At 61.4% G+C, this 23,326-nt stretch carries 21 protein-coding genes and 1 pseudogene; 13 read left to right on the plus strand and 9 right to left on the minus strand.

Going from position 1 to position 23,326, the window contains the following annotated elements:
* Window positions 1-278: 278 nt before the first annotated feature.
* From OC445_RS24790 to OC445_RS24800, 3 genes are read left to right on the plus strand one after another with little or no spacing between them, the layout of a single operon-like run.
* On the plus strand, window positions 279-1,256 hold the full coding sequence (locus OC445_RS24790; RefSeq protein ID WP_057977155.1) for a thiamine pyrophosphate-dependent dehydrogenase E1 component subunit alpha: 978 nt from the start codon (window positions 279-281) through the stop codon (window positions 1,254-1,256).
* 37 nt (window positions 1,257-1,293) lie between these two features.
* On the plus strand, window positions 1,294-2,313 hold the full coding sequence (locus OC445_RS24795; RefSeq protein ID WP_054896571.1) for an alpha-ketoacid dehydrogenase subunit beta: 1,020 nt from the start codon (window positions 1,294-1,296) through the stop codon (window positions 2,311-2,313).
* On the plus strand, window positions 2,310-3,413 hold the full coding sequence (locus OC445_RS24800) for an acetoin dehydrogenase dihydrolipoyllysine-residue acetyltransferase subunit (RefSeq protein ID WP_262020418.1): 1,104 nt from the start codon (window positions 2,310-2,312) through the stop codon (window positions 3,411-3,413). Before OC445_RS24795 ends, OC445_RS24800 begins: the two co-directional genes overlap by 4 nt.
* A 59-nt stretch (window positions 3,414-3,472) precedes the next feature.
* On the opposite strand, the gene OC445_RS24805 is transcribed toward OC445_RS24800, so the two are convergent.
* Window positions 3,473-4,369: a helix-turn-helix domain-containing protein gene (locus OC445_RS24805; protein ID WP_072447704.1), complete on the minus strand. Its 897-nt coding sequence runs from the start codon at window positions 4,367-4,369 to the stop codon at window positions 3,473-3,475.
* Window positions 4,370-4,506: 137 nt separating this feature from the next.
* On the opposite strand from OC445_RS24805, the gene OC445_RS24810 reads away from it, so the two are divergent.
* Genes OC445_RS24810 through OC445_RS24820 form a run of 3 tightly spaced genes read left to right on the plus strand, consistent with a single transcriptional unit; the run spans window position 4,507 to window position 8,268 of the window.
* Window positions 4,507-5,865 (plus strand): glutamine synthetase family protein, encoded by a 1,359-nt coding sequence (locus tag OC445_RS24810; protein ID WP_014718136.1) that lies wholly within the window; start codon window positions 4,507-4,509, stop codon window positions 5,863-5,865.
* Between the two features lie 25 nt (window positions 5,866-5,890).
* A complete protein-coding gene (locus tag OC445_RS24815) occupies window positions 5,891-6,979 on the plus strand; it encodes a polyamine ABC transporter substrate-binding protein (RefSeq protein WP_054896568.1) in 1,089 nt (362 codons plus the stop codon).
* Complete coding sequence (locus OC445_RS24820) at window positions 6,976-8,268, plus strand: NAD(P)/FAD-dependent oxidoreductase (RefSeq protein ID WP_262020419.1); 1,293 nt, start codon at window positions 6,976-6,978, stop codon at window positions 8,266-8,268. Before OC445_RS24815 ends, OC445_RS24820 begins: the two co-directional genes overlap by 4 nt.
* 130 nt (window positions 8,269-8,398) lie before the next feature.
* Here OC445_RS24820 and OC445_RS24825 read toward each other — a convergent pair whose 3' ends face one another.
* Entirely contained in the window at window positions 8,399-9,283 is an 885-nt protein-coding gene (locus OC445_RS24825; protein ID WP_089042543.1) for a LysR substrate-binding domain-containing protein, read from the minus strand.
* Between the two features lie 112 nt (window positions 9,284-9,395).
* On the opposite strand from OC445_RS24825, the pseudogene OC445_RS24830 reads away from it, so the two are divergent.
* From OC445_RS24830 to OC445_RS24840, 3 genes and pseudogenes are all read left to right on the plus strand, one after another.
* Window positions 9,396-10,407: pseudogene (locus OC445_RS24830) on the plus strand (aldo/keto reductase).
* Between the two features lie 11 nt (window positions 10,408-10,418).
* Complete coding sequence (locus tag OC445_RS24835; RefSeq protein ID WP_060763740.1) at window positions 10,419-11,216, plus strand: SDR family NAD(P)-dependent oxidoreductase; 798 nt, start codon at window positions 10,419-10,421, stop codon at window positions 11,214-11,216.
* A gap of 25 nt (window positions 11,217-11,241) precedes the next feature.
* Entirely contained in the window at window positions 11,242-11,652 is a 411-nt protein-coding gene (locus OC445_RS24840) for an SRPBCC family protein (protein WP_054918606.1), read from the plus strand.
* A gap of 107 nt (window positions 11,653-11,759) precedes the next feature.
* On the opposite strand, the gene OC445_RS24845 is transcribed toward OC445_RS24840, so the two are convergent.
* On the minus strand, window positions 11,760-12,257 hold the full coding sequence (locus tag OC445_RS24845) for an AAA family ATPase (protein ID WP_262020420.1): 498 nt from the start codon (window positions 12,255-12,257) through the stop codon (window positions 11,760-11,762).
* A 160-nt stretch (window positions 12,258-12,417) separates the two neighbouring features.
* On the opposite strand from OC445_RS24845, the gene dapF reads away from it, so the two are divergent.
* The gene (dapF, locus tag OC445_RS24850; RefSeq protein ID WP_034125768.1) at window positions 12,418-13,221 is read left to right on the plus strand and encodes a diaminopimelate epimerase; all 804 of its coding nucleotides are present in this window, start codon (window positions 12,418-12,420) and stop codon (window positions 13,219-13,221) included.
* Here dapF and OC445_RS24855 read toward each other — a convergent pair.
* Both OC445_RS24855 and OC445_RS24860 read right to left on the minus strand, forming a co-directional pair.
* Window positions 13,218-14,354 (minus strand): PAS domain-containing sensor histidine kinase, encoded by a 1,137-nt coding sequence (locus OC445_RS24855; RefSeq protein ID WP_198791100.1) that lies wholly within the window; start codon window positions 14,352-14,354, stop codon window positions 13,218-13,220. The two genes, dapF and OC445_RS24855, sit on opposite strands and share 4 nt — an antisense overlap.
* On the minus strand, window positions 14,344-15,159 hold the full coding sequence (locus OC445_RS24860; RefSeq protein ID WP_054896561.1) for an alpha/beta fold hydrolase: 816 nt from the start codon (window positions 15,157-15,159) through the stop codon (window positions 14,344-14,346). The genes OC445_RS24855 and OC445_RS24860 overlap by 11 nt, the downstream gene beginning before the upstream one ends.
* Before the next feature lie 131 nt (window positions 15,160-15,290).
* On the opposite strand from OC445_RS24860, the gene OC445_RS24865 reads away from it, so the two are divergent.
* Window positions 15,291-16,484, plus strand: a complete 1,194-nt coding sequence (locus OC445_RS24865; RefSeq protein ID WP_197901111.1) for a TPM domain-containing protein — start codon at window positions 15,291-15,293, stop codon at window positions 16,482-16,484.
* 146 nt (window positions 16,485-16,630) lie between these two features.
* Here the strand turns inward: OC445_RS24865 and OC445_RS24870 are convergent, their stop codons facing one another.
* The 3 genes from OC445_RS24870 to OC445_RS24880 all read right to left on the minus strand — a co-directional run bounded on the left by OC445_RS24870 (window position 16,631) and on the right by OC445_RS24880 (window position 19,652).
* Window positions 16,631-17,197, minus strand: a complete 567-nt coding sequence (locus OC445_RS24870) for a hypothetical protein (RefSeq protein WP_262020421.1) — start codon at window positions 17,195-17,197, stop codon at window positions 16,631-16,633.
* A gap of 305 nt (window positions 17,198-17,502) precedes the next feature.
* The gene (locus OC445_RS24875) at window positions 17,503-18,015 is read right to left on the minus strand and encodes a GNAT family N-acetyltransferase (RefSeq protein WP_054896558.1); all 513 of its coding nucleotides are present in this window, start codon (window positions 18,013-18,015) and stop codon (window positions 17,503-17,505) included.
* A 221-nt stretch (window positions 18,016-18,236) separates the two neighbouring features.
* Complete coding sequence (locus OC445_RS24880; RefSeq protein ID WP_054896557.1) at window positions 18,237-19,652, minus strand: purine-cytosine permease family protein; 1,416 nt, start codon at window positions 19,650-19,652, stop codon at window positions 18,237-18,239.
* Window positions 19,653-19,902: 250 nt separating this feature from the next.
* Between OC445_RS24880 and OC445_RS24885 the strand changes: the two genes are divergently transcribed.
* Complete coding sequence (locus OC445_RS24885; RefSeq protein ID WP_034125760.1) at window positions 19,903-20,814, plus strand: LysR family transcriptional regulator; 912 nt, start codon at window positions 19,903-19,905, stop codon at window positions 20,812-20,814.
* A 30-nt stretch (window positions 20,815-20,844) separates the two neighbouring features.
* Here the strand turns inward: OC445_RS24885 and tkt are convergent, their stop codons facing one another.
* Complete coding sequence (tkt, locus tag OC445_RS24890; RefSeq protein WP_262020422.1) at window positions 20,845-22,899, minus strand: transketolase; 2,055 nt, start codon at window positions 22,897-22,899, stop codon at window positions 20,845-20,847.
* A 175-nt stretch (window positions 22,900-23,074) separates the two neighbouring features.
* On the opposite strand from tkt, the gene OC445_RS24895 reads away from it, so the two are divergent.
* Window positions 23,075-23,299: a YdcH family protein gene (locus OC445_RS24895; protein ID WP_034125758.1), complete on the plus strand. Its 225-nt coding sequence runs from the start codon at window positions 23,075-23,077 to the stop codon at window positions 23,297-23,299.
* The last annotated feature ends 27 nt before the right edge of the window (window positions 23,300-23,326 follow it).

A 23,326-nucleotide genomic window follows, 5' to 3' on the forward strand; every position in this document is an offset into this window, starting at 1 on the left:
ATGCGCGTCATTAAGCGCGCATGTGCGCCGACGGACAAGGGCACCCTGACCAACGCCTGCATTGAGACGCTGCGTCTCATGCCGCTGAGACTCAAGGGTCGAACTGCGTGGTTGCGTCTCACATTTAGTCGACCACTTGCCTGGGCATCGCTGTGTGGCACGGCTCTGGATCAAGGCTTTGCCAGGTTTTTTCGACGGTTGGCACAAGCTGTGCTGAACAGCTTGGCACTGGCTGCAGCCAGTCTTTTGTGCGTCGAGACAACCTGGAGAACAACAAGATGTCCACCCACCTGTGCACCGATCAGTTACTGCATGCCTACACCGTGATGCGCACCATCCGCGATTTCGAAGAACGCCTGCATGTGGAGTTCGCCACCGGCGAGATCCCCGGTTTCGTTCACCTGTATGCCGGCCAGGAAGCCTGCGCCGCTGGTGTCATGGCGCATCTCAATGACGATGATTGCATCGCGTCCAACCACCGCGGCCACGGACACTGCATCGCCAAGGGCGTCGACGTGTTCGGCATGATGGCCGAAATCTATGGCAAGAAAACCGGCGTGTGTGGCGGCAAGGGCGGCTCCATGCACATCGCCGACCAGGAGAAAGGCATGCTCGGCGCCAACGGCATTGTCGGTGCCGGCGCACCGTTGGCCGCGGGGGCGGCGCTGGCTGCCAAACTCAAGGGGAGCCAGGGCGTGGCAGTGGCGTTTTTTGGCGACGGTGGCTCCAACGAAGGTGCCGTGTTCGAAGCGATGAACCTGGCGTCGATCATGCAGCTGCCGTGTCTGTTTGTCGCCGAAAACAACGGTTATGCCGAGGCCACTGGCGCCGGTTGGTCGGTGGCATGCAAAGACATCGCCGAGCGCGCCGCCGGGTTTGGTATGCCGGGGGTGATCGTCGACGGCAATGATTTTTTCGCTGTGCATGAAGCGCTCGGCGTTGCTGTGGAGCGGGCGCGCCAAGGCGACGGGCCGACACTGGTCGAGGTCAAGCTGAGCCGTTTCTACGGGCACTTCGAGGGCGATGCGCAAACCTATCGCGGCGCTGACGAAGTGAAAAACCTGCGCGAAAGCGCCGATTGCCTGGCCTTGTTCCGTCAGCGCTGCCATGCCGAAGGCTGGCTGGACGCAGCGCAGTTCGAGCGCATCGACGGTGAAGTGGCGCAGTTGATCGAAGACGCCGTGCGCCTGGCCAAAACCGATCCCAAGCCCCAGGCCGCCGACCTGCTAAGCGACGTTTACGTGGCCTACCGCTGATACCAACCCTATAAAAACAAGACGTGGAGAGAATCTAATGGCTCGTAAAATCAGCTATCAGCAGGCGATCAATGAGGCCTTGGCTCAAGAGATGGGCCGTGACCAGAGCGTATTTATCATCGGTCAGGATGTGGCCGGTGGCACCGGTTCCCCCGGTGAGCAGGACGCATGGGGCGGCGTGCTCGGCGTGACCAAGGGCTTGCACCCGCAATTTCCCGGGCGCGTGCTGGACGCACCGTTGTCTGAGGTCGGCTACGTGGGCATGGCGGTGGGCGCCGCTACCCGTGGCATGCGCCCAGTATGCGAATTGATGTTCGTCGACTTCATCGGCTGCTGCCTGGACCAGTTGCTCAACCAGGCTGCCAAGTTCCGCTATATGTTCGGTGGCAAAACCACTACACCGCTGGTGATCCGTGCCATGTACGGCGCCGGTTTGCGGGCGGCTGCCCAGCATTCGCAAATGCTCACCTCCATGTGGACGCATATCCCCGGCCTCAAGGTGGTATGCCCGGCCACGCCCTACGACGCCAAGGGCATGTTGATCCAGGCAATCCGCGACAATGACCCGGTGATTTTCCTGGAGCACAAAATGCTCTACGGCATGCAGGGCGACGTACCGCAAGAGCTGTACACGGTCCCGTTTGGCGAAGCCAACTTTGTGCGTGAGGGCAAGGATGTGACGCTGGTGACCTACGGCCGCATGCTGCATATCGCCCTGGAGGCTGCGGCCAACCTGGCGCGTCAAGGCATTGATTGTGAAGTGCTGGACCTGCGCACCACCAGCCCGCTGGATGAAGACAGCATCCTTGAAAGCGTCGAGAAAACCGGGCGCCTGGTGGTGATCGACGAATCCAACCCGCGCTGCTCGGTCGCCACCGACATCAGTGCCCTGGTGGCCCAGCGGGGGTTCGCTTTCCTGCGCGCTCCCATCGAGATGGTCACCGCGCCGCACACCCCGGTGCCGTTTTCCGATGCTCTGGAAGACCTGTACATCCCCAACGCCGCGAAGATCGAGGCCGCCGTGATGAAGATCGCCGACAAGAGGACTTCCGCATGATTCATACCCTGACCATGCCCAAATGGGGCCTGTCGATGACCGAGGGCCGCATCGATGTCTGGCTCAAACAACCCGGCGACCGAGTGGAAAAGGGCGAGGAGGTGCTGGACGTGGAGACCGACAAGATCTCCAGCAGTGTCGAGGCGCCTTTTAGCGGCGTGCTGCGTCGGGTACTGGCGCTCAGTGATGAAACCCTGCCGGTGGGCGCTCTACTGGGAATTGTGGTGGAGGGCGAGGCGACAGAGGCTCAGATCGATAGCGTGATCGAAAGCTTCAACGCCGGGTTCGTCTCCAGTGCCGCCGAAGCCGAAGAGGCCGGCCCCAGCGCACAAAAAGTCGAGGTAGGCGGGCGCTTGCTGCGTTATCTGGACATGGGCGAGGGCGGCACGCCGCTGGTGTTGGTGCACGGCTTCGGGGGCGATCTGAACAACTGGCTGTTCAATCAACCGGCCCTGGCCGCCGAACGCCGGGTGATTGCCCTGGACCTGCCGGGGCACGGGGAGTCGGGCAAGTCTCTGCAAACGGGAGACGCTGCCGAACTCAGTCACGCCGTACTGGCATTGCTCGACCATTTGGCGCTCGACCGTGTGCATTTGGCCGGCCACTCCATGGGTGGGCTGGTGACCCTCACCGTCGCCAGCCTGGCGCCTGCACGTATCGCCTCCATCACCTTGATCGCCAGCGCCGGTCTGGGTGCCGATATCAACGGCGATTACCTGCGAGGTTTTGTCGAAGCCAACAACCGTAACGCGCTCAAGCCGCCATTGACTCAACTGTTCAGTAACCCTGCGCTGGTGACGCGGCAGATGCTGGAGGACATGCTCAAATTCAAGCGCCTGGAAGGGGTGGATCAAGCGTTGCGCCAGCTCGATCACAAGCTGTTCGATGGCGGGCGGCAGATGCTGGATCTTCGCAGCGAGGTGGGCCGCCAGCCGAGCCTGGTGATCTGGGGCAGTGACGACGCGATCATCCCGGCAAGTCACGCCCAAGGGCTGCAGGCTCAGGTGCATGTATTGCCGGGGCAGGGGCATATGGTGCAGCTGGAGGCGGCGGAGCAGGTCAATCAACTGATCTTCACTTTTTTGAACGCGCAGCCCTGAGTGAGGTTTAAGGGAGGGACGGTTTGGCCTGTCCCTCCCACAAGGTCAAGCGTGTTTTTTCAGCTGGAGCGTTTCAGGGTTTCGCTGGGCAGCTCCTGAAAAAGCGCCCGGTAGCTGTTTGAAAACCGCCCCAAATGCCAGAACGACCAATTCATCGCGACCTCGGCGACCGTGGTGTCGGTCGTGCTCAGCAACTCACGCCGCGCCCCGTTCAACCGACGCAACCTTAACCACTGCGCCGGGCTCATCCCTGTGTAGGTCTTGAACCCTTGCTGCAATTGGCGCAACGGCACACCCGCAATCTGCGCCAGTTCCAACAGGTTGGCGGTTTCATCCGGCGCATCCGCCGCCCATTCGCCGATGCGCGCCATCAATTGGCGTTCTTCATTGCGCTTTTGCAAGGAACTGCCGTCCAGGCACACGCAGGCGTTATCGAGGATAAACAGGCAGTCGTCGAGCAGTTGCTGGGTGAGGGCATCGCGGCTGATGGGGTCGGTCAGTGCCGACAGGCGCGTAAGGGTGCCGCTCAGCCAGCGAGTGAACAGCGCATTTTGCCGACAGGTCAGCGGTGCCATGAACAAGCCTTCGAGTTTGGCTATATCCAGGCCCTGGCGCTGGACGAACTGCGGGCCGAACACCACGGCCACTTCGCGGTAGTTTACCGGGGTGATCCAGGTGTTGCGGCTTTCGCCATTGAGCAGGTACAGCGCGTTGTCGCTGCCGTCGAAACAAAACGCCAGGGCGCCGGCAGGGGCGTTGAAATGCTGCTCCACGCGGGTGTTCATGCACTCTTCGTACACCTGCACCCCGTGCAGGTCGAGGTAGCGCACCCGCCCGGCAAAATGCCCGGGGGACATCTGCTGGTACTGCTGCACCCAGCCGGGTGTCGCACTGCATTGGGCGGCCACATCGCCGGTGGCGAAGGCCTGTACGCGCAAAGCGGTTGCCTGTGTCATGGTGATCCGTGCGCACTCTATTGGTGCGTTGTGCCGCGTGCAAAGTGGATAGATGCCGTTTCAAGGCTGGGCCAAGATAGACCTCAATGCGCTGGGAGTACAAGCCGGCGTCGCATCCCACCCAAGACGAGGTCCTTATGAACGCCCCCTTCGATCAGCTGTCCACGTGGCTGAAAGAACACAAGATTACCGAAGTCGAATGCGTGATCAGTGACTTGACTGGCATCGCACGCGGCAAGATTGCACCCACCAACAAGTTCCTGCATGAGCGAGGCATGCGCCTGCCGGAAAGTGTGTTGCTGCAAACGGTAACCGGGGACTTTGTCGACGACGATATCTATTACGACCTGCTGGACCCGGCCGATATCGACATGATTTGCCGCCCGGTCGCCAACGCCACTTACGTAGTGCCGTGGGCCATCGAGCCCACCGCCATCGTGATCCACGACACCTTCGACAAGCAGGGCAACCCCATCGAACTGTCGCCTCGCAATGTGTTGAAGAAAGTCCTGCAGCTCTACACCGACCAAGGCTGGCAGCCGATTGTCGCGCCGGAAATGGAGTTCTACCTGACCCAGCGCTGCGAAGATCCGGACCTTCCGTTGAAAACTCCCATCGGCCGCTCGGGCCGCGCCGAAACCGGGCGCCAGTCGTTTTCCATTGATGCCGCCAACGAATTCGACCCGCTGTTCGAAGATGTCTATGACTGGTGCGAAGCCCAGGGCCTGGACCTGGATACGCTGATCCACGAAGACGGCCCCGCGCAGATGGAAATCAACTTCCGTCATGGCGACGCCCTGGACCTGGCCGACCAGATCACGGTGTTCAAGCGCACCTTGCGCGAGGCCGCCCTCAAGCACAACGTGGCCGCCACCTTCATGGCCAAGCCAGTGGCCGACGAACCGGGCAGCGCCATGCATTTGCACCAGAGCGTGGTGGAGATTGCCACCGGCAAACCGGTGTTCGTCGATGCCGACGGCAACATGAGCCCGTTGTTCCTGCATCACATCGGCGGCTTGCAGAAGTACATCCCCAAGCTGTTGCCGATGTTCGCGCCCAATGTGAACTCGTTCCGCCGCTTCCTGCCCGATACCTCGGCGCCGGTCAACGTCGAATGGGGCGAAGAGAACCGCACCGTCGGCTTGCGCGTGCCCACTTCCAGCCCGGAGGCGATGCGCGTGGAAAACCGCCTGCCGGGCGCCGATGCCAATCCTTACCTGGCGATTGCTGCCAGCTTGTTGTGTGGCTACCTGGGCATGATCGAGCACATCGAACCCAGTGCCCCAGTGGAAGGCCGCGCCTATGAACGCCGCAACCTGCGCCTGCCGTTCACCCTCGAAGATGCGCTGGCGCGCATGGAGGATTGCGACACGGTCAAGCAGTACCTGGGGGAGAAGTTCGTGCGCGGCTATGTCGCGGTCAAGCGTGCCGAGCATGAGAATTTCAAGCGGGTGATCAGTTCCTGGGAGCGTGAGTTCCTGCTGTTGAGCGTCTGAAAACAAGCATAAGAGGGGTGACGATATGCGTCTTGTGAACAAGCTTCTTCCACTGGCCCTGGTCGCGGCGTTCAGCAGTGCCGGCCAGGCGGCGCCGACGGTGAGTGTCTACAACTGGACCGATTACATTGGCGAGACCACCTTGGCGGATTTCCAGGCCAAGACCGGCATCAAGGTGATCTACGATGTGTTCGACTCCAACGAAACCCTGGAGGGCAAGTTGCTGGCCGGGCGCACCGGGTATGACGTGGTGGTGCCGTCCAACCACTTCCTGGCGCGCCAGGTGAAGGCCGGCGCGTTCCTCAAGCTTGACCGCGCGCAGTTGCCCAACTTCAAGAACCTGGACCCCAAGCTGCTGAAGTTACTGGAACAGAACGACCCCGGTAATGCGCACTCGGTGCCGTACCTGTGGGGCACCAATGGCATTGGCTACAACGTCGACAAGGTCAAGCAAGTGCTGGGCATCGACCGCATCGATTCGTGGGCCGTGCTGTTTGAACCGGAAAATATCAAGAAGCTGCATGAGTGCGGCGTGGCCTTCCTCGATTCAGCGGATGAGCTGTTCCCGGCGATCCTCAACTACATGGGCAAGGACCCACGCAGCGAGAATGCCGAGGACTACAAGCAGGCCGAAGCCAAGCTGCTGACGCTGCGGCCGTACATCACTTATTTCCACTCTTCCAAGTACATCTCGGACCTGGCCAACGGCAATATCTGCGTGGCCTTCGGTTATTCCGGCGATGTGTTCCAGGCCGCCAACCGCGCCAAGGAAGCCAAGAACGGGGTGAACATTGCGTACTCGATCCCCAAGGAAGGCTCTAACCTGTGGTTCGACCTGTTGGCGATTCCGGCCGATGCGAGCAACCCTAAAGAAGCCCATGCGTTCATCAACGACCTGCTTGAGCCTGAGGTGATTGCCAAGGTCAGCACCTCGGTGGGCTATGCCAACGCCAACCCGGCCGCCAAGCCGTTCATGCCTGCGGAGCTGGTGAACAATCCTGAGGTGTACCCGCCCCAGGACGTACTCGACAAACTCTATATCTCCACCACGCCTACCCCGGCGACCATGCGCGTGATGACCCGCGCCTGGAGCAAAGTGAAGTCCAACCGATGATGCAGTCCAATGAACATGCCCCGTCCTATTACCGCGCTTCGGCGAATGCCATGGCGCAGCGGCCCACACTTGAGGCAGACCTGAGCGCCGATGTGTGTGTGATCGGCGGCGGCTTTACCGGGGTCAACACCGCCATTGAACTGGCCCAGCGCGGGCTTTCGGTGGTGCTGCTGGAAGCGCGCTGCATCGGTTGGGGCGCCAGCGGGCGCAACGGTGGGCAATTGATCCGTGGCATTGGCCATGATGTCTCCGGGTTTGCCAAATACGTGGGCGAGGAGGGCGTGCGCTATATGGAGCGGGCCGGTATCGACTCGGTCGCCCTGGTGGGCCAGCGCATTGCCGAGCACGGCATCGACTGTGACCTGCGCTGGGGGTTTTGCGAACTCGCCAATACTCCGGCGCAGTTCGCGGCGTTCAAGGGCGAACAGGCGCACCTGGCGGCCGTGGGGTATGCCCATGAAACGCGGCTGGTCGGCCCACAAGACATGGCACAGGTGGTGGGCTCTGCTATGTATGCCGGCGGCCTGGTCGACATGGGTTCCGGGCATCTGCACCCGCTCAACCTGATATTGGGTGAAGCGCAGGCGGCCGAGGCCCTCGGGGTGCGTATCTTTGAGTACAGCCCGGTGCTGGAGCTGATCCATGGCGAGACGGTGCGGGTGCGCTGCACAGGCGGCAGCGTGCGCGCAGCCAACCTGGTGCTGGCATGCAATGCCCATCTTGAGGAGCTGGAGCCGCGCTTGAGCGGCAAGGTACTGCCGGCGGGCAGCTACATCATCGCCACCGAGCCTCTGCCTGAGCCCGTGGCCCAGCAGTTGATCCCACAGAACCTGGCGCTGTGCGACCAGAAAGTCGGCCTGGATTACTACCGGCTGACCGCCGACCGGCGCCTGTTGTTCGGTGGTGCCTGCCACTACTCGGGGCGCGACCCCCAGGACATCGCCGCGTACATGCGCCCGAAAATGCTCAAGGTGTTCCCGCAGTTGGCCAACACGGCTATCGAGTTCCAGTGGGGCGGCAAGATCGGCATTACTGCCAACCGTTTTCCCCAGGTCGGGCGCCTCAAGCAGTACCCCAACGTGTTCTATGCGCAAGGCTATTCCGGTCACGGCTTGAACGTGACGCACTGGTGCGCACGGTTGCTGGCCGAAGGGATACACGCGGGTGCAAGCCAGGGCCTGGATATTTTCAGCCAGGTGCCGCACATGACCTTTCCCGGTGGCAAGGCGCTGCGCTCGCCACTGCTGGCGTTGGGGATGTTGTGGTATCGGTTGCGCGAAGCACTCTGATTGATCGTTCCCACGCTCTGCGTGGGAACGCCGCCGCGGACGCTCCGCGTCCCGCCGTTTAGTGACGCGGAGCGTCATGGGATGCATTCCCACGCGGAGCGTGGGAACGATCACCGGAGCGTGGGAACGATCAGTCGGTCAGCACTTTGCGAAAGGTTTCCACCAACGGCCTCAAGTTGACGCGGTGCCAGGCCGCCCACAGCGGTGTGGTGTAGGCCAGCCACGGCAGTTCGCGCAATACCACGCCCGGTGGAGCGTTGCGGCTCAGGCCCTTTTGCACCATCGCCACCCCTAGCCCCGACGCGACCAGGCCCAATGCAGTAAAGGGCTCGCTGGCCTCCATGGGGATCTGCGGGGTGAAACCGGCGCGGATGCAGGCGGCGACGAAATCATCGGCCGGGTTGGCGCCAGGTTTGCGCTGCACGCCGATCCATTGTTGGTCGGCCAGGTGTTCGGGCAACAGTTCAGGGTGTTGAACCAGCGGATGCTGTTCAGGCAGGGCCAGCAGCATCGGGTCATCGAGGACTTGCCAGGCGGTCAGGTCCGGGTCGTCGGCGGCAGGTGGTTCGCCCACCAGGGCGATGTCCAGGCTGCGTTGGCGCAAACCTTCGAGTTGTTCCAGGGAGGGCAGGTTATACAGCTTGATATGCACGGCGGGCCTATCGTCGCGCAGTATGCGCAAGGCATTGGGCAGGACACCGGCGTGCATGGCGTTTTCGATATAACCGATGCACAAACCGCCTTCTTCGCCGCGGCCCAGGCGCTTGCCCAGGGACTCCAGGCGGTTGGCGTGGGTCAGCAGGGCCTTGGTTTCGGCCAGGAACGTCTGGCCGTCGCGGGTCAGGCGGATGCGCTGCTGGCTGCGCTCGAACAGGGTCAGGCCCAGGCGTTCCTCGAGCTGGGCGATCTGCCGACTCAGGGGCGATTGGGAAATGTGCAAGCGCTCGGCGGCGCGGCCGACGTGCTCTTCTTCGGCTACCACTTCGAAGTAGCGCAACTGGCGTAGATCAATCATGTAAGACCTTCAAGGACTCAAGTTGGTCGCAGTATGTCTTGGACGGTCTGATCAGTGCAATCTAGCATCTGCTCAACGGTCACAGCGACCTCGCACCGATTGAGGAACCACCATGAGCTTGAAAGACACACTGCCCGGCGTACTGGGCTTTGGCACCGCCCCCTTGGGCAATATGTTTCGCGCTATCCCCGAAGAAGAAGCCCAGGCCACCGTCGAGGCCGCCTGGAGCCACGGCGTGCGTTACTTCGATACCGCGCCGTTCTACGGCTCGGGCCTGTCGGAAATCCGCTTGGGCCAGGCCCTGTCCAACTATCACCGCGATGACTACGTGCTCAGCACCAAGGTTGGCCGGGTGATTCTGGATGAAGTCGAAGAAACCGCCCGTGACCTTGGGGAAAAAAGCGGCGTATTCGAACACGGCCGGCCCAATAAAATACTCAATGACTACAGTGCCGACGCCACCTTGCGCTCCATTGAAGACAGCCTGACACGCCTGCAAACCGATCGCCTGGACATCGTGTGGGTTCACGACATCGCCCAGGATTTTTTATGGCGACCAATGGCTGGAATACTTCAACCAGGCCCGCACTGGTGCCTTCAAAGTACTTACCCGTTTGCGCGAGCAAGGTGTGATCAAGGCGTGGGGGCTGGGCGTCAATCGTGTCGAGCCTTGCGAATTGACCCTGGACCTGACCGAAGCCCAGCCTGACGGTTTTCTGCTGGCGGGGCGCTACACGCTGCTGGATCACGACCGCGCCTTGCAGCGCCTGATGGACGCAGCCCACGCCCAGCAGGTCGAGATCGTCGTCGGTGGCCCGTACAGCTCCGGCATCCTCGCTGGCGGTGCGCATTTTGAATACCAGCAAGCCAGCCCGGCGATTATTGCCAAGGTCGAGCAGATCAAGGCAATTGCCCAGGCGTTTGGCGTCAGTATCAAGGCCGCTGCGCTACAGTTCTCACTGGCGCATCCGGCGGTGGCGGCGGTGATTCCCGGTGCCAGTCGTCCGGGGCGGATTGCCGAAGACGTCGCGGCGTTGTCTGAACAGATTCCAGCAGCCTTCTGGCAAGCGTTGCGCGAGGCCCGCTTGATCTCGGACCGTGCACCTTTGCCTCTCTCACGTTAAGGAGCTTGAGCATGAAGATTGATGTAAGCGGCAAAGTGGCTATTGTCAGCGGCAGCACCGCCGGTATCGGCCTGGGCATCAGCCAGGCCCTGGCGCAATCCGGCGCCACGGTGGTGGTGATCGGGCGTGATGCAGGCAAGGTGGACGACGCCTTGGCGAGCATTCGCCAGGCGGTTCCCGCTGCTCAACTGCGTGGTTTAGTGGCCGACCTCGGGACCGTTGAAGGCGCACAGAAACTCTTCGCCGCCGAACCCCGCGCCGACATTCTGGTCAACAACCTGGGCATCTTCGACGCGGTGGATTTCTTCGACGCGCCGGACAGTGAGTGGGCGCGCTTCTATGAGGTCAATGTGATCTCCGGCGTGCGCCTGGCGCGGCATTATGTGCCGGGTATGGTCGAGCAGGGCTGGGGTCGGGTGATCTTCGTGTCGTCGGAATCTGGCGTGGCGACGCCGGCTGACATGATCAACTACGGAGTGACCAAAAGCGCCAACCTGGCGGTGTCCCACGGCCTGGCCAAGCGCCTGGCGGGTACTGGGGTGACGGTGAATGCTATCTTGCCGGGGCCGACCTTTACCGATGGCCTGGAACACATGCTCAAGGACGCCACGGCCGAATCCGGGCGCAGTGCCCGAGACGAAGCAGATGTGTTTGTGCGCCATGCGCGGCCCACCTCGATCATCCAGCGTGCGGCCAATGTGGATGAAGTGGCGAACCTGGTGGCGTACATTGCTTCACCGCTGTCTTCGGCGACGACCGGTGCCGCGCTGCGGGTCGACGGTGGCGTTGTCGACAGCATGGCAATCTGATTTTTTCCTGACTGGAGTATTGATTGTGGCAACAGCTTCTTCTGTGATTGAAATTGCGGTGTCGGCCGACCAAGTCTGGCAACTGATTGGCGGCTTCAACAGCCTGCCCGACTGGCTGCCTTTGATTGCCAAGAGCGAGCCGAGCGAGGGTGGCCGTGTGCGTCACCTGACCGCCGCTGACGGCGGCACGATTGTCGAGCGCTTGCAGACTTTCGACAACGTGGCGCGCACCTACAGCTACACCATTGAAGCGTCGCCGTTTCCGGTGAGTGCTTACCTGTCGACCTTGCAGGTGGAAGCGTTGACGGACACCTCGGCGAAAGTGACCTGGTCCGGCGTGTTCACGCCGGCAGCGGGCACCACCGATGCGCAAGTCGAGGAATTGTTTGCCGGTATTTACGAAGGCGGGCTTGAGGCGCTGCGCGGTAACTTCTAAAGATTGTGGCGAGGGAGCTTGCTCCCGCTGGACTGCGTAGCAGTCCCACAAAGAGCGGGGCCGCTTCGCGCCCCAGCGGGAGCAAGCTCCCTCGCCACAGGTGGGGTTTAGCCTATATGGAGCAAGGCTGCCGCGACAGCCTCTGCCGGCGTCATCTGCGCCGTATCCAGCCTGAACGGTGGTACCTCCCAGCGTTCATACTCATGCACCTGTACCGATTCCCAGGTCGGTGGCACCAGCCCCGGAATATCGCCCACACGCCCTTCGACTCGGCGCCGATGCGCCTGCTGATCGGTACACACTACCTCGACATTGATCAGTGCCACGCCGGCCGCTGTCGCCACCGCTTGCCAGGCATCGCGGCTTTCCTTCACCGGGTTCACACAATCGGCGATTACCCGCTGTGCCAGGCGCAGGTTACTCAGCGCCAGCGCATTCGCCACACCGTAGCCACTGGCCCCCACATCGCCCGCCAACACCGCAGCCTCCCGCAGCGCCTGCTCAATCACATCAATACGCAGGTAAACCGCGCCCAACTGTCGCGCCAGCTCCCTGGCAATCGTGGTCTTGCCACTGCCAGGCAAGCCGCTGAATACAATAAGCATGACCCATCAACCCCATATGTAGGAGCGAGCTTGCTCGCGAAAAACGCCAACAAAACGCGTACTGCCTGAATAAACGCGGTGCCTGTGAGTTTTTCGCGAGCAAGCTCGCTCCTACAGTGGTATTAGAACCGCGTGATTCATTTCACCCACAGGAGCGCCCATGACCCTGCCGTTCGTGAAGATGCACGCCCACGGCGATGACTTCATTATCATCGACCGCCGTGGCGAGGATAACCCCATTAATGCGCAGATTGCCCGCCACCTGGGTAACCGCCGCACCGGCATCGGTTTCAATCAACTGGCGGTGGTGCTCGACTGTGAGCAGGCCGCCGCGCGCGTTCAGTTCTGGAACCCCGACGGAACACGCCTGCAAACCTGCGGCAGCGCGACTCGTGGCGTGGCCGACCGCCTGATGCATGAGGCAGGTGCCGAGGCCATTGTGCTGCTTAGCGACCGCGGTTTACTGACATGCACACGTGCTGATGGGCAGCGGGTGTCGGTGGACATGGGCGCACCCTCGCTGGGCTGGGCGTCGGTACCCTTGGCCAAGGCGATGGACACCTGCGTGTTGCCTATCGACGGCCAGCCGGCAGCGTGCAGCATGGGCAACCCGCATTGCACGTTTTTTGTAGAGGATGTGACTGCGCTCGATATTGAGGCCATAGGCTCGACCCTGGAAGTTCACCCGCTGTTTCCGGCCAGGACCAATGTGCATTTCGTGCAAGTGCTGGACCGCGGCCATATCCGCCTGCGTATCTGGGAGCGTGGCGGCGGTGTGCCGCTGGGGTCCGGTTCATGCTGTTGCGGGGCGGTCGTCAACGGCATCCGGCGAGGGCTGCTCGATGAGCGTGTGGAAGTCCAGTGCGACGGTGGCGCGGTCACGGTGCAATGGGACGGGCAGGGCGGCGTGATATTGACCGGCCGTGTCGAGCCGATCATGCAGGGCACCGCGTACCTGGACTAGAACTTCACGGTAAACGTGGTGCCGGCACTCGCACAGGAACTCACCGCCACGTCGCCGCCATGTACTTTGGCCAGTTCGCGTACGATATACAGGCCCAGGCCTACGCTACGCACGTCGCTGCCTTGGTCGGTGCCGCGGGTCATGGGTTCGAACAACCCGGCCAGCAGGGTTTGCGGAATCGCCGGGCCGTGGTTGTGCACCGCAACCGCGCAGGTGTTGTCGCCCAGGCGTGAGGTGATGGTAATCGGCTGCAGCAAGTCGCCATAGGCCACGCTGTTGGCCACCAGGTTACCGATCATCTGTTGCACACGGTCGGCGTCCAGGCAGGCGTCGCCCTGGCCCTCGGCGTGATGCACCAGCGTGGCCTTGGGGAAGGCCACCCGCAGTTCGTCGACGCTGCGATGAATAACGCCATGCAGGTCCAGCGGTTGCGGCTTGATGGTAATGCCCTGGCCGACCCGGGCCTGGGTGAAGTCCAGCAGGTCGGCGATCATGCGATGGGCGCGTTCGGAAGACTGGCCGATGTGCCCCAGTAGCTGGCGCTCCTTGGCCGTGCGCTCGCCGCGCTGGAGAAAGTCGGCGGCCATGCGGATCGCCGTCAGAGGGTTTTTCAGGTCGTGGCTGACAATCGCCACCATCTGTTCGGCAAACAACGCCCGGCGCTGGGCAATGGCGTAGGCCTCGCTCAGCTCGGCCTGGGCCTGGTGCAGGGCCAGTTCCGTGGCGGTTTTTTCCTGCAGCAGGGCTTCGGCCTGCTTGCGCGCATTGAGCAGTTCGCGCTCGTACTTGTCACGGTCGGTGGTGCCGAACAGCGCCAGGTCATACACCACGCCGGCCGGCTGCTGGCGCTGGTTGGCATTGAGCAAGACCGTGACTTTGTGCCCGTTGCAATGGCGGATGTCGAGCTTCACCTCGGTGACGCTGCCGTGCATGCGCAGCATTGGCGCCAGGTGCGTCTGGTAGAAAATCCGCCCGCCCATGGCCAGCAGGTCCTGGAAACGCCGGCCCAGCAGTTGGGCCGCCGTGAAGCCCAGCCAATCGCACAAGCGTGGGTTGACGTGCAGGATCGTGCCATCTTCCTGGGTCACCGCCAGGGCACAGGCCGCGCTGTCAAACAGCGGGTCAACGGGCATCGGCAGCCGCCCAAGGGGCCAGGAACCGGTCCATCGCCGCGGCACACGCCTGGGGGGCGCTCATATGCGGGCAATGGCCGACATTCTCGACCAGGCAATAAGTGCTGTTAGGTAATACGGTGTGCAGGTATTCACCCACGGCCACGGGGGCGATCAGGTCGTCGGTCGATTGCAGGATCAGCACCGGGGTGGTCAGGCCGAACACATCCTGGCGGTTATCCGACAGGAAGGTCACGCGGGCGAACTGCTTGGCGATGTCCGGCTCGGTGCGACAGAAGCTGTCGGTGAGCACCTCGCTCAGGTGCGGCTGCGTCGGGGCGCCCATGATCACCGGGGCCATGGCGCTGGACCAGCCAAGGTAGTTGCTGTCGAGGGTGTCGAGCAGGTCGTCGATGTCATCGTGCTTGAAACCGCCGACATACTCCTCAGTATCGATATAGCGCGGCGATGGGCCAATCATCACATGCGCGGCAATGCGTTCCGGGATGAAACGATCAGCGAGAGTGCCGATCATCGAGCTCACCGAGTGGCCCACTAGAATCACCGGGCCTTGGGCGTAGGCGTCGATAATCTCGTTCAGGTCATGGGCATAGCCATCCAGGCGGCTGTATTTGGCTTTGTCGAACGCACTCAAGTCCGACAGGCCGGCGCCAACCAGGTCATACAGCACCACGCGAAAGCGGTCGAGAAAGTGCGGCGCCAGGGCATCCCACATGGCCTGGTTGCAACCGAAACCGTGGGAAAACACCAGGGTCGAGGGACCGTTGCCCATCACATGTACATTGTTGCGGTGACTTAGGTCCATGGGCGTCCCGTAGATGGCTTATTGCTATGCAGCTGATCGGCAGTTTAGATAGTCGCAGGCCCTGGGTCACGCGTTTGCACGCAGATAAGGTAAAGTCGGCGCCTTCAGGGAGAGACTTCAGGTAACCATACATGATCGTGCTTGTGCGGCAATCGGTGTTCAGCCTACTGGCCCTGGTATTTTCCAGCCTGTTGATCACCGCTCATGCGGACACCTCGCCGATTGGGGTAGCCCTTGATCAGCGGGTCATTGACCTGACAAACACCCTCGACTCGGGCACCGCCCAGCGCCTCAAGCAACAACTGGCTGACCTTGAACAACGCAAAGGCGCGCAAGTGGCGGTACTGCTGGTGCCAACCACCGGCAGCGCCGATATCGAAGGCTACGCCAACCAGCTGTTTCGTGCCTGGAAACTGGGACGCAAGGACGTCAACGACGGCATCCTGCTGGTGGTGGCCAAGGACGATCGCAAGGTACGTATCGAGGTGGGCTACGGCCTGGAAGGCATCGTCACCGACCTGCTGGCCCATCGTATTATTGAAGAACAGATCACCCCGGCGTTTCGCCAGGGCGATTTTGCCGGCGGTGTGCAACAGGGGGTGGACGCCCTGACCGTGCTGGTGGACGGCGGTGACCTGCCGCAACTGGCGGGAGCCGGGATCAACCCCCAATTCATGGCATTGTTGGCGGCGCTTATCCTGGGCGGCTTGGGCGGCGTGGCGATTGCAGCCGGCAAGCTGCATTGGCGCAAGGCGTTGATCGCCGCCGTGGCGGCCACGCTGTTGTTGACGCTGCTGGCGGGCGGTTTGGAGTGGCCGATGTTCCTGTTTGTCATGCCGCTGACGCTGTTGATAGGCGGCGCGATATTCGGCGCGCTGTGGCAGGTGCGTACGCTGTTTTACTGTGTGATCGGGCTGCTGGCTTACAGCCTCGGGTTGGTTATGGCAAACCATTACGTGGATGTCAGTTTCATCCATTGGCTGCTGTGGCCATTGGGCGTCTTGGTGGTGCTGGGGTTGTACCTGGTACTGCTGCTGATCATGAGAGAGGCATGGCGCACCAGCCGCGCCGGTTTTATTGTGCGGTTGCTGGCGGCGGTAGTGGTGTACGTGGTGGCAGGATGGGTGATTGACGACGGCCGCGACGGCTGGCTGCTGGCGTTTCCTATCGCATCGTTTGTCGCGCTGATTATCTTTGGCAAGGTTGGCGAGGGGGCTGGATCTGGCTCGGGCGGTGGCTCCGGTTCAAGTTCCAGCAGTTCTAGCAGCAGCTCGTCCGGTGGTGGTGGTTCCAGTGGCGGTGGTGGGGCTTCCGGCAGTTGGTGACTCGCTGGCGGATGCCCACGCTTTCGCACCCCACCCATGGCAAGCGCGTGTTTGGCAATACCATGGGGAGGCGCAACGGCTTGGATAGCAAACAGTCGTTTGCACTGTTACGCCTTGACCCAACCGCCCTTGCCGCCGGATTTGATTTAGGAATCTATGGGGGCGCGATTGGCGACGCTCGGAGCGTCGTCGATGACCTTTTGGTCCGCAGGCAGGTAACCGTGATCAAACCGATGGGGAAGAGGGGGGATCTGCGCGTCGTCGATGACCTTTTTGTCCGAAGGCAGGCAGAGGTGATCAAACCGACGGGGAAGAGGGTGGATCTGCGCGTCGTCGATGACCTTTTTGTCCGAAGGCAGGAAGATCTGATCAAACCGATGGGGAAGAGGGTGGAACTGCGCGTCGTCGATGACCTTTTTGTCCGAAGGCAGGAAGTGGTGTTCAAACCGATGGGGAAGAGGATGGACCTGAGCGACGTGGATGGCTTTTTTGTCCGAAGGCAGGAAGAGGCGATCAAACCGATTGCGATTGGCGTAGGCCCGATATTCGTCGCCGACGCTCTTCCAGCCGCACTTGCCGTCGGACACTTCTGCATCATCGCCAACCCTGTTTTCTTCCAAGGGGTTGTACCTGGGTTTATCGTTATCGATCTTGCTTGCGTAAACAGGTTGGGAGGTCGGGATGGATGGGGTGAAGCCACTGATTGAAGACACGATTGCACCTCTGTGATAGCCAGGAAGATGCCCCGCCGGGGCAGGGTCCTGGCGGGGTGTTTCGCAGGCTACAGCGTCCGGAACCTTCACTCAATGTGGCCTGTTTCGCGTGAATGTAAGCGTGTGAAACCCCTGTGTGGTTAGCTCATGCAGCGGGAGAAGTTGCTGTAGGCACAATCTGAGATAACGCTTTGCAGCGTCAGGCTTGACGTCAGACAGCACAGACAAATCCAGGATTTTTACCTGTTGAAAAGCATTCGTTCCCTGCACGGCTTTTCGGCAGTTTCATGCCTTGCAACACACAATCACAACTGCGACGGTGTGGCTTTCAACGCCATCACCATTTCATGCCACGCCATCCCACCGTGATCCGACGGCGAAGGGCGCACGTAGGTATAGCCCATGCGGGTGTACAACGGCACATGCTGTTGCTTGCACATTAGATGAATCGTCTGCTTGCCCAGTGTTCCCATGCGCTGCACGAACGCGGTCATCAGTTTTTTTGCATAGCCTTTGCCTTGATGGGCCGGGTCGACCACTACCGACATGATCACCACATTCGGCGCCTCGACGTCATGGCCCACCAACTCCTTGAAAGCCTCGTCCGACATTACCACCTCATGGGCACAGCCCGAGTTGATGAACCCCACCACTGCGCCATCTTCCTCCAGTATCAGAAATCCCTCGGGATACTGCGCGATGCGCGTGGCGATCTTTTCAAGCGTTGCGGCTTCGTCGCCTTCGTAAGCGGTGGTTTCAATGTGAAAGCAGCGTGCGGCGTCGGTGGGCAGGGCGTTGCGCAGGGTGAGGGTGGGCATGGGCGGTTCCAGGGATGTTCAGTGAAAGGCCACATCATAGAGAAACATCGGGCCTATGGCACCGCACAGCCATTCATCACCCCTTGTAGGAGCGAGCTTGCTCGCGAAAAACGTCAACGATAACGCGCGCCTCCTGGATGAACGCGGCGCCTGCGAGTTTTCGCGAGCAAGCGCGCTCCTACACGTTGTAAGGGTAGGGCAGGCGCGACCGAGAGTCTGTATCAAACCCCTCCCACCAACTTGCCACTGTCCATCCGGCGCTTATACGCACTGTCCCGACTCGCCAACCAGAAGTACAACGGCGAGGTCACCGCCAGCCCCACCACCCACGACAAGTCCGCGCCGTTGATGTGCTGCGAAATCGGCCCGACGTACAGCGGCGTGTTCATGAACGGAATCTGCACCGCGATCCCCACCGCATAGGCCAGCAGCGCTTGCGGGTTGTACTTGCCGTAGATGCCGCCATCTACACGGAAGATCGAGGCGATGTCGTATTGGCCTTTATGAATGGCGTAGAAGTCGATCAGGTTGATCGCCGTCCAGGGCACCAGCACCACGAGCAGCACCAGCACCATGTCGACGAAGTGGCCGATGAAGTCTTGGGAGGCAAACACCGCCGCAATCGAACAGGCGGCCAGCACGATGATGGAGATCACCGCACGGCTTTTCGCGGTCGGGATCCAGCGGTAGGCGAAGGTCTGTACCAGGGTGATGATCGACAGCACCGCGCCGTACAGGTTGAGGGCGTTGTGGCTGATCACGCTGAGCAGGAACAGCACCAGCATCAACGGGCCGATGGCGCCGGTGGCGAGTTTGACGGCGTCCATGGTGTCCATGCCTACCGGCGTGGCGAGCACTGCCACGGCGCCGAAGATGAACGCCAGGCTCGACCCTAGCGCCGAGCCCAAGTAGGTGGTCCAGAAGGTGGCGGCTACCGGCACGTCGGCTGGCAGGTAGCGGGAATAGTCCGACACGTAGGGCGCAAAAGCGATCTGCCACAGCGCGGCCAGGGAAACGGTGGCCAGCCAGCCGGATATATTGAAGCTGCCACGGGTGAGGAAATCCGTGGTCTGTACATGGGTGAAGATGTAGCCAAAGCCCAGCACGATGCCGGCGCCCAGCACCCAGGTGCCGATGCGATTGAGTACGTGGATGAAGCGATAGCCGATGATGCCGATGATCCCGGAACCAATGGCGCCGATAACGATGCCCACTGGTACAGGTACGACGTCCACCACGCCGTGCAGGGATTTACCGGCCAGCACAATGTTGGAGGCGAAGAAGCCGATGTACATCACCCCGGCAATCACCACCACCAGCAACGCGCCGAGGGAGCCGAACTGAGCACGGCTCTGGATCATCTGCGGGATGCCCATCTGCGGGCCCTGGGCTGAGTGCAATGCCATCAACACACCGCCGACCAAATGGCCGACAAGAATGGCGACAATGCCCCACACCAGGTTGAGGTGGAACAGTTGCACACCCAGTGCGCCAGTGACGATAGGCAACGGCGCGATGTTGCCGCCGAACCACAGGGTGAACAGGTCTCTTACCTTTCCATGGCGATCTTCCGGAGGCACGTATCCAATCGTGTGTTTTTCGATGAGCGGGGCGGAGGATGTTGCAGTGGTAACCATGACGAGCTCCAAGGCAAGGTGAGTACGTGGACGTACTTCGCTATGCGCTGCACGGGCGGCGCTTTGTTGTTGGAGTGATCATCTGTAATGGGCGCAGGCAGGTAAATTAGTAAGTTTGTTGCTATAGACCTTAAAAAAAATATCTCACGTGGTTTTATGCTCCGGTATGTTGCATGGGCTTCAATGGCTTGAAAAACCGGTGTATCTGCGCACCTGTTTGGGGCGAAAACCCACGTTTATGGAGGTGCCGATGGCTGCCTACAACCTGCGCCAGCTCAGATATTTTGTGACCACGGCCGAATGCGGCAGCGTCGCCGAGGCGTCGCGCAAGCTGTATATCGCCCAGCCGTCGGTGTCCACGGCGATCAAACAGCTGGAAGACAGCTTTGGCGTGCAGCTGTTTATCCGCCACCACGCCCAGGGCGTTTCCCTTACGCCCAGTGGCGCGCGCTTTTATCGCAAGGCGTTGGAGCTGTTGCGGGTGGCCCATGAGTTCGAGCAGAACGCCCTGGCGGATAATGACGTGGTGGCCGGGCAGATCGACATCGGCTGCTTTGAAACCGTGGCGCCGTTGTACCTGCCACGCTTGATCGCCGGCTTCAAGGCACGCTGGCCAGGGGTGGAGATCCGCATCCGCGATGGCGAGCAGCAGGAATTGGTGCAGGCGCTGACCGCAGGCAGTATCGACGTGGCGATGTTGTTTGAGCACGACCTGGGTGGCACCATCGAGACCACGCCGCTGATGCCGCCCCAACAGCCCTATGCGTTGCTGCCGGCCGATCACCGCTTCGCCCAGCAGGCCAGGGTGTCCTTGGCCGACCTGGTGCTGGAGCCAATGATTTTGCTGGACGTGTTGCCCAGCCGTACCTACTTCGTGAGCATCTTCGAAGAGCGCGGGCTGACCCCGAATATCGTATTCAGCTCGCCCTCCATCGAGATGGTGCGGGGCATGGTGGGGCGCGGGTTCGGGTTCTCGATCCTGGTGACCAAACCCTTCAGCGAGTACACCTATGATGGGCAGAAGGTGGTGTGCATTCCCTTGGCGGAAACGGTCACGGGGTCCGGGTTGTCGGCGGTGTGGTTGCGCCGTGCACCGCTGACCAAGCCGGTGCAGTTGTTTGTCGACTACTGCCGTGAAGAACTTGCGCGGTTACTGGCGTGACTGCGAACCAGCCCCGCGCGCTTATGCGGGTCAGTGCTCGGCCAACTGGACCTGTTGCTTGGCCAGCTTCACCACATTGTCCAGGGTAAACCCGAATTTCTCCTGCAACTTTGCCAGCGGTGCCGAGGCGCCAAAGCTGTTCATCACCACCTTGGCGCCGGTCTGCCCGACATAGCGGTCCCAGCCCAAGGGGCCGGCCTGTTCCACCACTACGCGAGCTTTCACTGCGGGCGGCAGCACACTGTCGCGATAGGCTTGATCCTGCTCTTCAAACAGCTCCCAACTGGGCATCGATACCACGCTGGCGGCAATGCCTTCACCTTTGAGCTGCTCATACGCGGCGACCGCCAGGCTGACTTCGCTGCCTGTTCCTATCAGGATGACCTCAGGCTCTTGCGCACTGGCCAGCACGTAGGCACCTTTGGCCGCGCCGCAGGCCGCCGCGTACTGGGTGCGATCCAGAGTGGGCAGCGGCTGGCGTGACAGCACGACACAGCTGGGCCGATGAGTCTGGGCCAAGGCGACTTTCCACAATTCCAGCGTTTCATTGGCATCGCCCGGGCGCAAGGTCAACAGCCCCGGCGTGGCCCGCAGTTGGGTGAGGTGTTCGATAGGCTGATGTGTCGGTCCATCCTCGCCGACGCCGATGGAGTCATGGGTAAACACGAAGATCACGGGTAATTCCATGATCGCCGCCAGGCGGATCGGCGGTTTCATGTAATCGCTGAATACCAGGAAGGTCGAGGTATACGGGCGCAGGTAGGACAGCGCCATGCCGTTGGCGATTGCGCCCATGGCGTGTTCGCGGATACCGAAGTGCAGGTTGCGCCCGCTGTAATCATCCGCGCTGAAACGCCCGGCGTCGTCGAAGGTGAGGTTGGTCTTGGTCGAGGGCGACAAATCCGCCGAGCCGCCCAGCAGCCAGGGGATCTGTTGGGCGAAGGCATTCAACACTTCGCCGCCTGAGGCACGGCTGGCGACGCCTTTGGCATCGGCGGCAAAGTCTGGCAGGTGCGCTTGCCATTGCTCGGGCATTTCCCCGGCGCGCATGCGTTGCAGTTCATCGGCCCGTTGCGGCTCGAGGGAGGCCAGGGTCTGGTTCCATTCGGCGTACAACGGCTCGGCACGTTCGTAAAGGGCATCGCGCAACACTGTGCGAGCCTCTTGCGGCACCAGGAAGCTCGAATCCTGCGGCCAGCCATAGGCGGCCTTGGTCAGGCGAATTTCATCGTCCCCCAACGGCTCCCCATGGGCAGCAGCGGTATTGTGTTTGTGCGGTGAGCCGTAGCCGATCACGCTGTCCACGACGATCAAGGTGGGCGCGCCGGTGTTGGCCTTGAAGGTTTCCAGCGCCACGCACAAGGCCTGCAAGTCATTGGCGTCGGTGACATGCACGGTGTGCCAGCCATACGCCTGGAAGCGTTGGAGCACGTCTTCACTGAACGCCAGCTCAGTGTGGCCCTCGATGCTGATGGTGTTGTTGTCATAGATCCAGCACAGGTTATCGAGCTTCAAGTGCCCGGCCAGGGACGCGGCTTCGCTGCTGATGCCTTCCATCATGTCGCCGTCACCGCACAGGGTGTAGACGTCGTAGTCAAACAGCACCTGGCCGTCGCGGTTGAAGCGCTGAGCCAGCCAACGCTCAGCCATGGCCATGCCCACGCTGTTGGCGCAGCCCTGGCCCAACGGGCCGGTGGTGGTTTCTACGCCTGTGGTCATGCGGTACTCGGGGTGGCCAGGGGTCTTGGAGCCCATCTGCCGGAACTGCTTGATATCCTCGAGGCTGACGGCCGGTTGGCCGGAGCGCTTGCCGTGGGCGTCGATCTCTACCACCCCGGCCAGGTGCAATAGCGAATACAGCAACATCGAGGCATGCCCCACCGACAACACAAAACGGTCACGGTTGGGCCAGTCGGGATGTTCGGGGTGATAACGCAGGAAGCGACTCCACAGTGTGTACCCCACGGGCGCCAGGCCCATGGGCGTGCCAGGGTGACCCGAATTGGCCTTCTGCACGGCATCCATGGCCAGGGTGCGTAGGGTATTGATGCATTGGGTGTCGGCAGCAGTGGCAACGTGATTCATAAAACCGTTCTCCCTGGGGTGGCGATCTACAGTGGAGGGCAGGGCGGGGCAAAGGTTTGATCCCATCGCGTGCGCCGCGACGAACGGGTCGTTCTTGACTTCGAACATGACAAGGCTTGTTGGAATGGGCTAGCTTCAAGGGCGTAGACCATCGATCAATCTGTGGAGGTACGCCATGCCAGTGAAACACGACCTGTATCAGGACTTGGGATTGAGCAAGGAAGACGTTCACAAGCGCAGGGCGCAAGACAACCGGTTGGACTCACTGCTCACTCAATACGACGACGCCGACGCCAAGGTGCTAAAAGCGGAAAAAGCCAGTGCCAGCGATGAAGAGGTGGAGAACCTGAAGAAGAAGCGGCTGTCGATCAAAGACGAAATTGCGCAGCGGCTGGGTTAAGCAAACCCGTAACCTGTGGCGAGGGAG

This window comes from Pseudomonas sp. Pse35 (genome assembly GCF_024519715.1).
Lineage (GTDB): Bacteria > Pseudomonadota > Gammaproteobacteria > Pseudomonadales > Pseudomonadaceae > Aquipseudomonas > Aquipseudomonas paracarnis.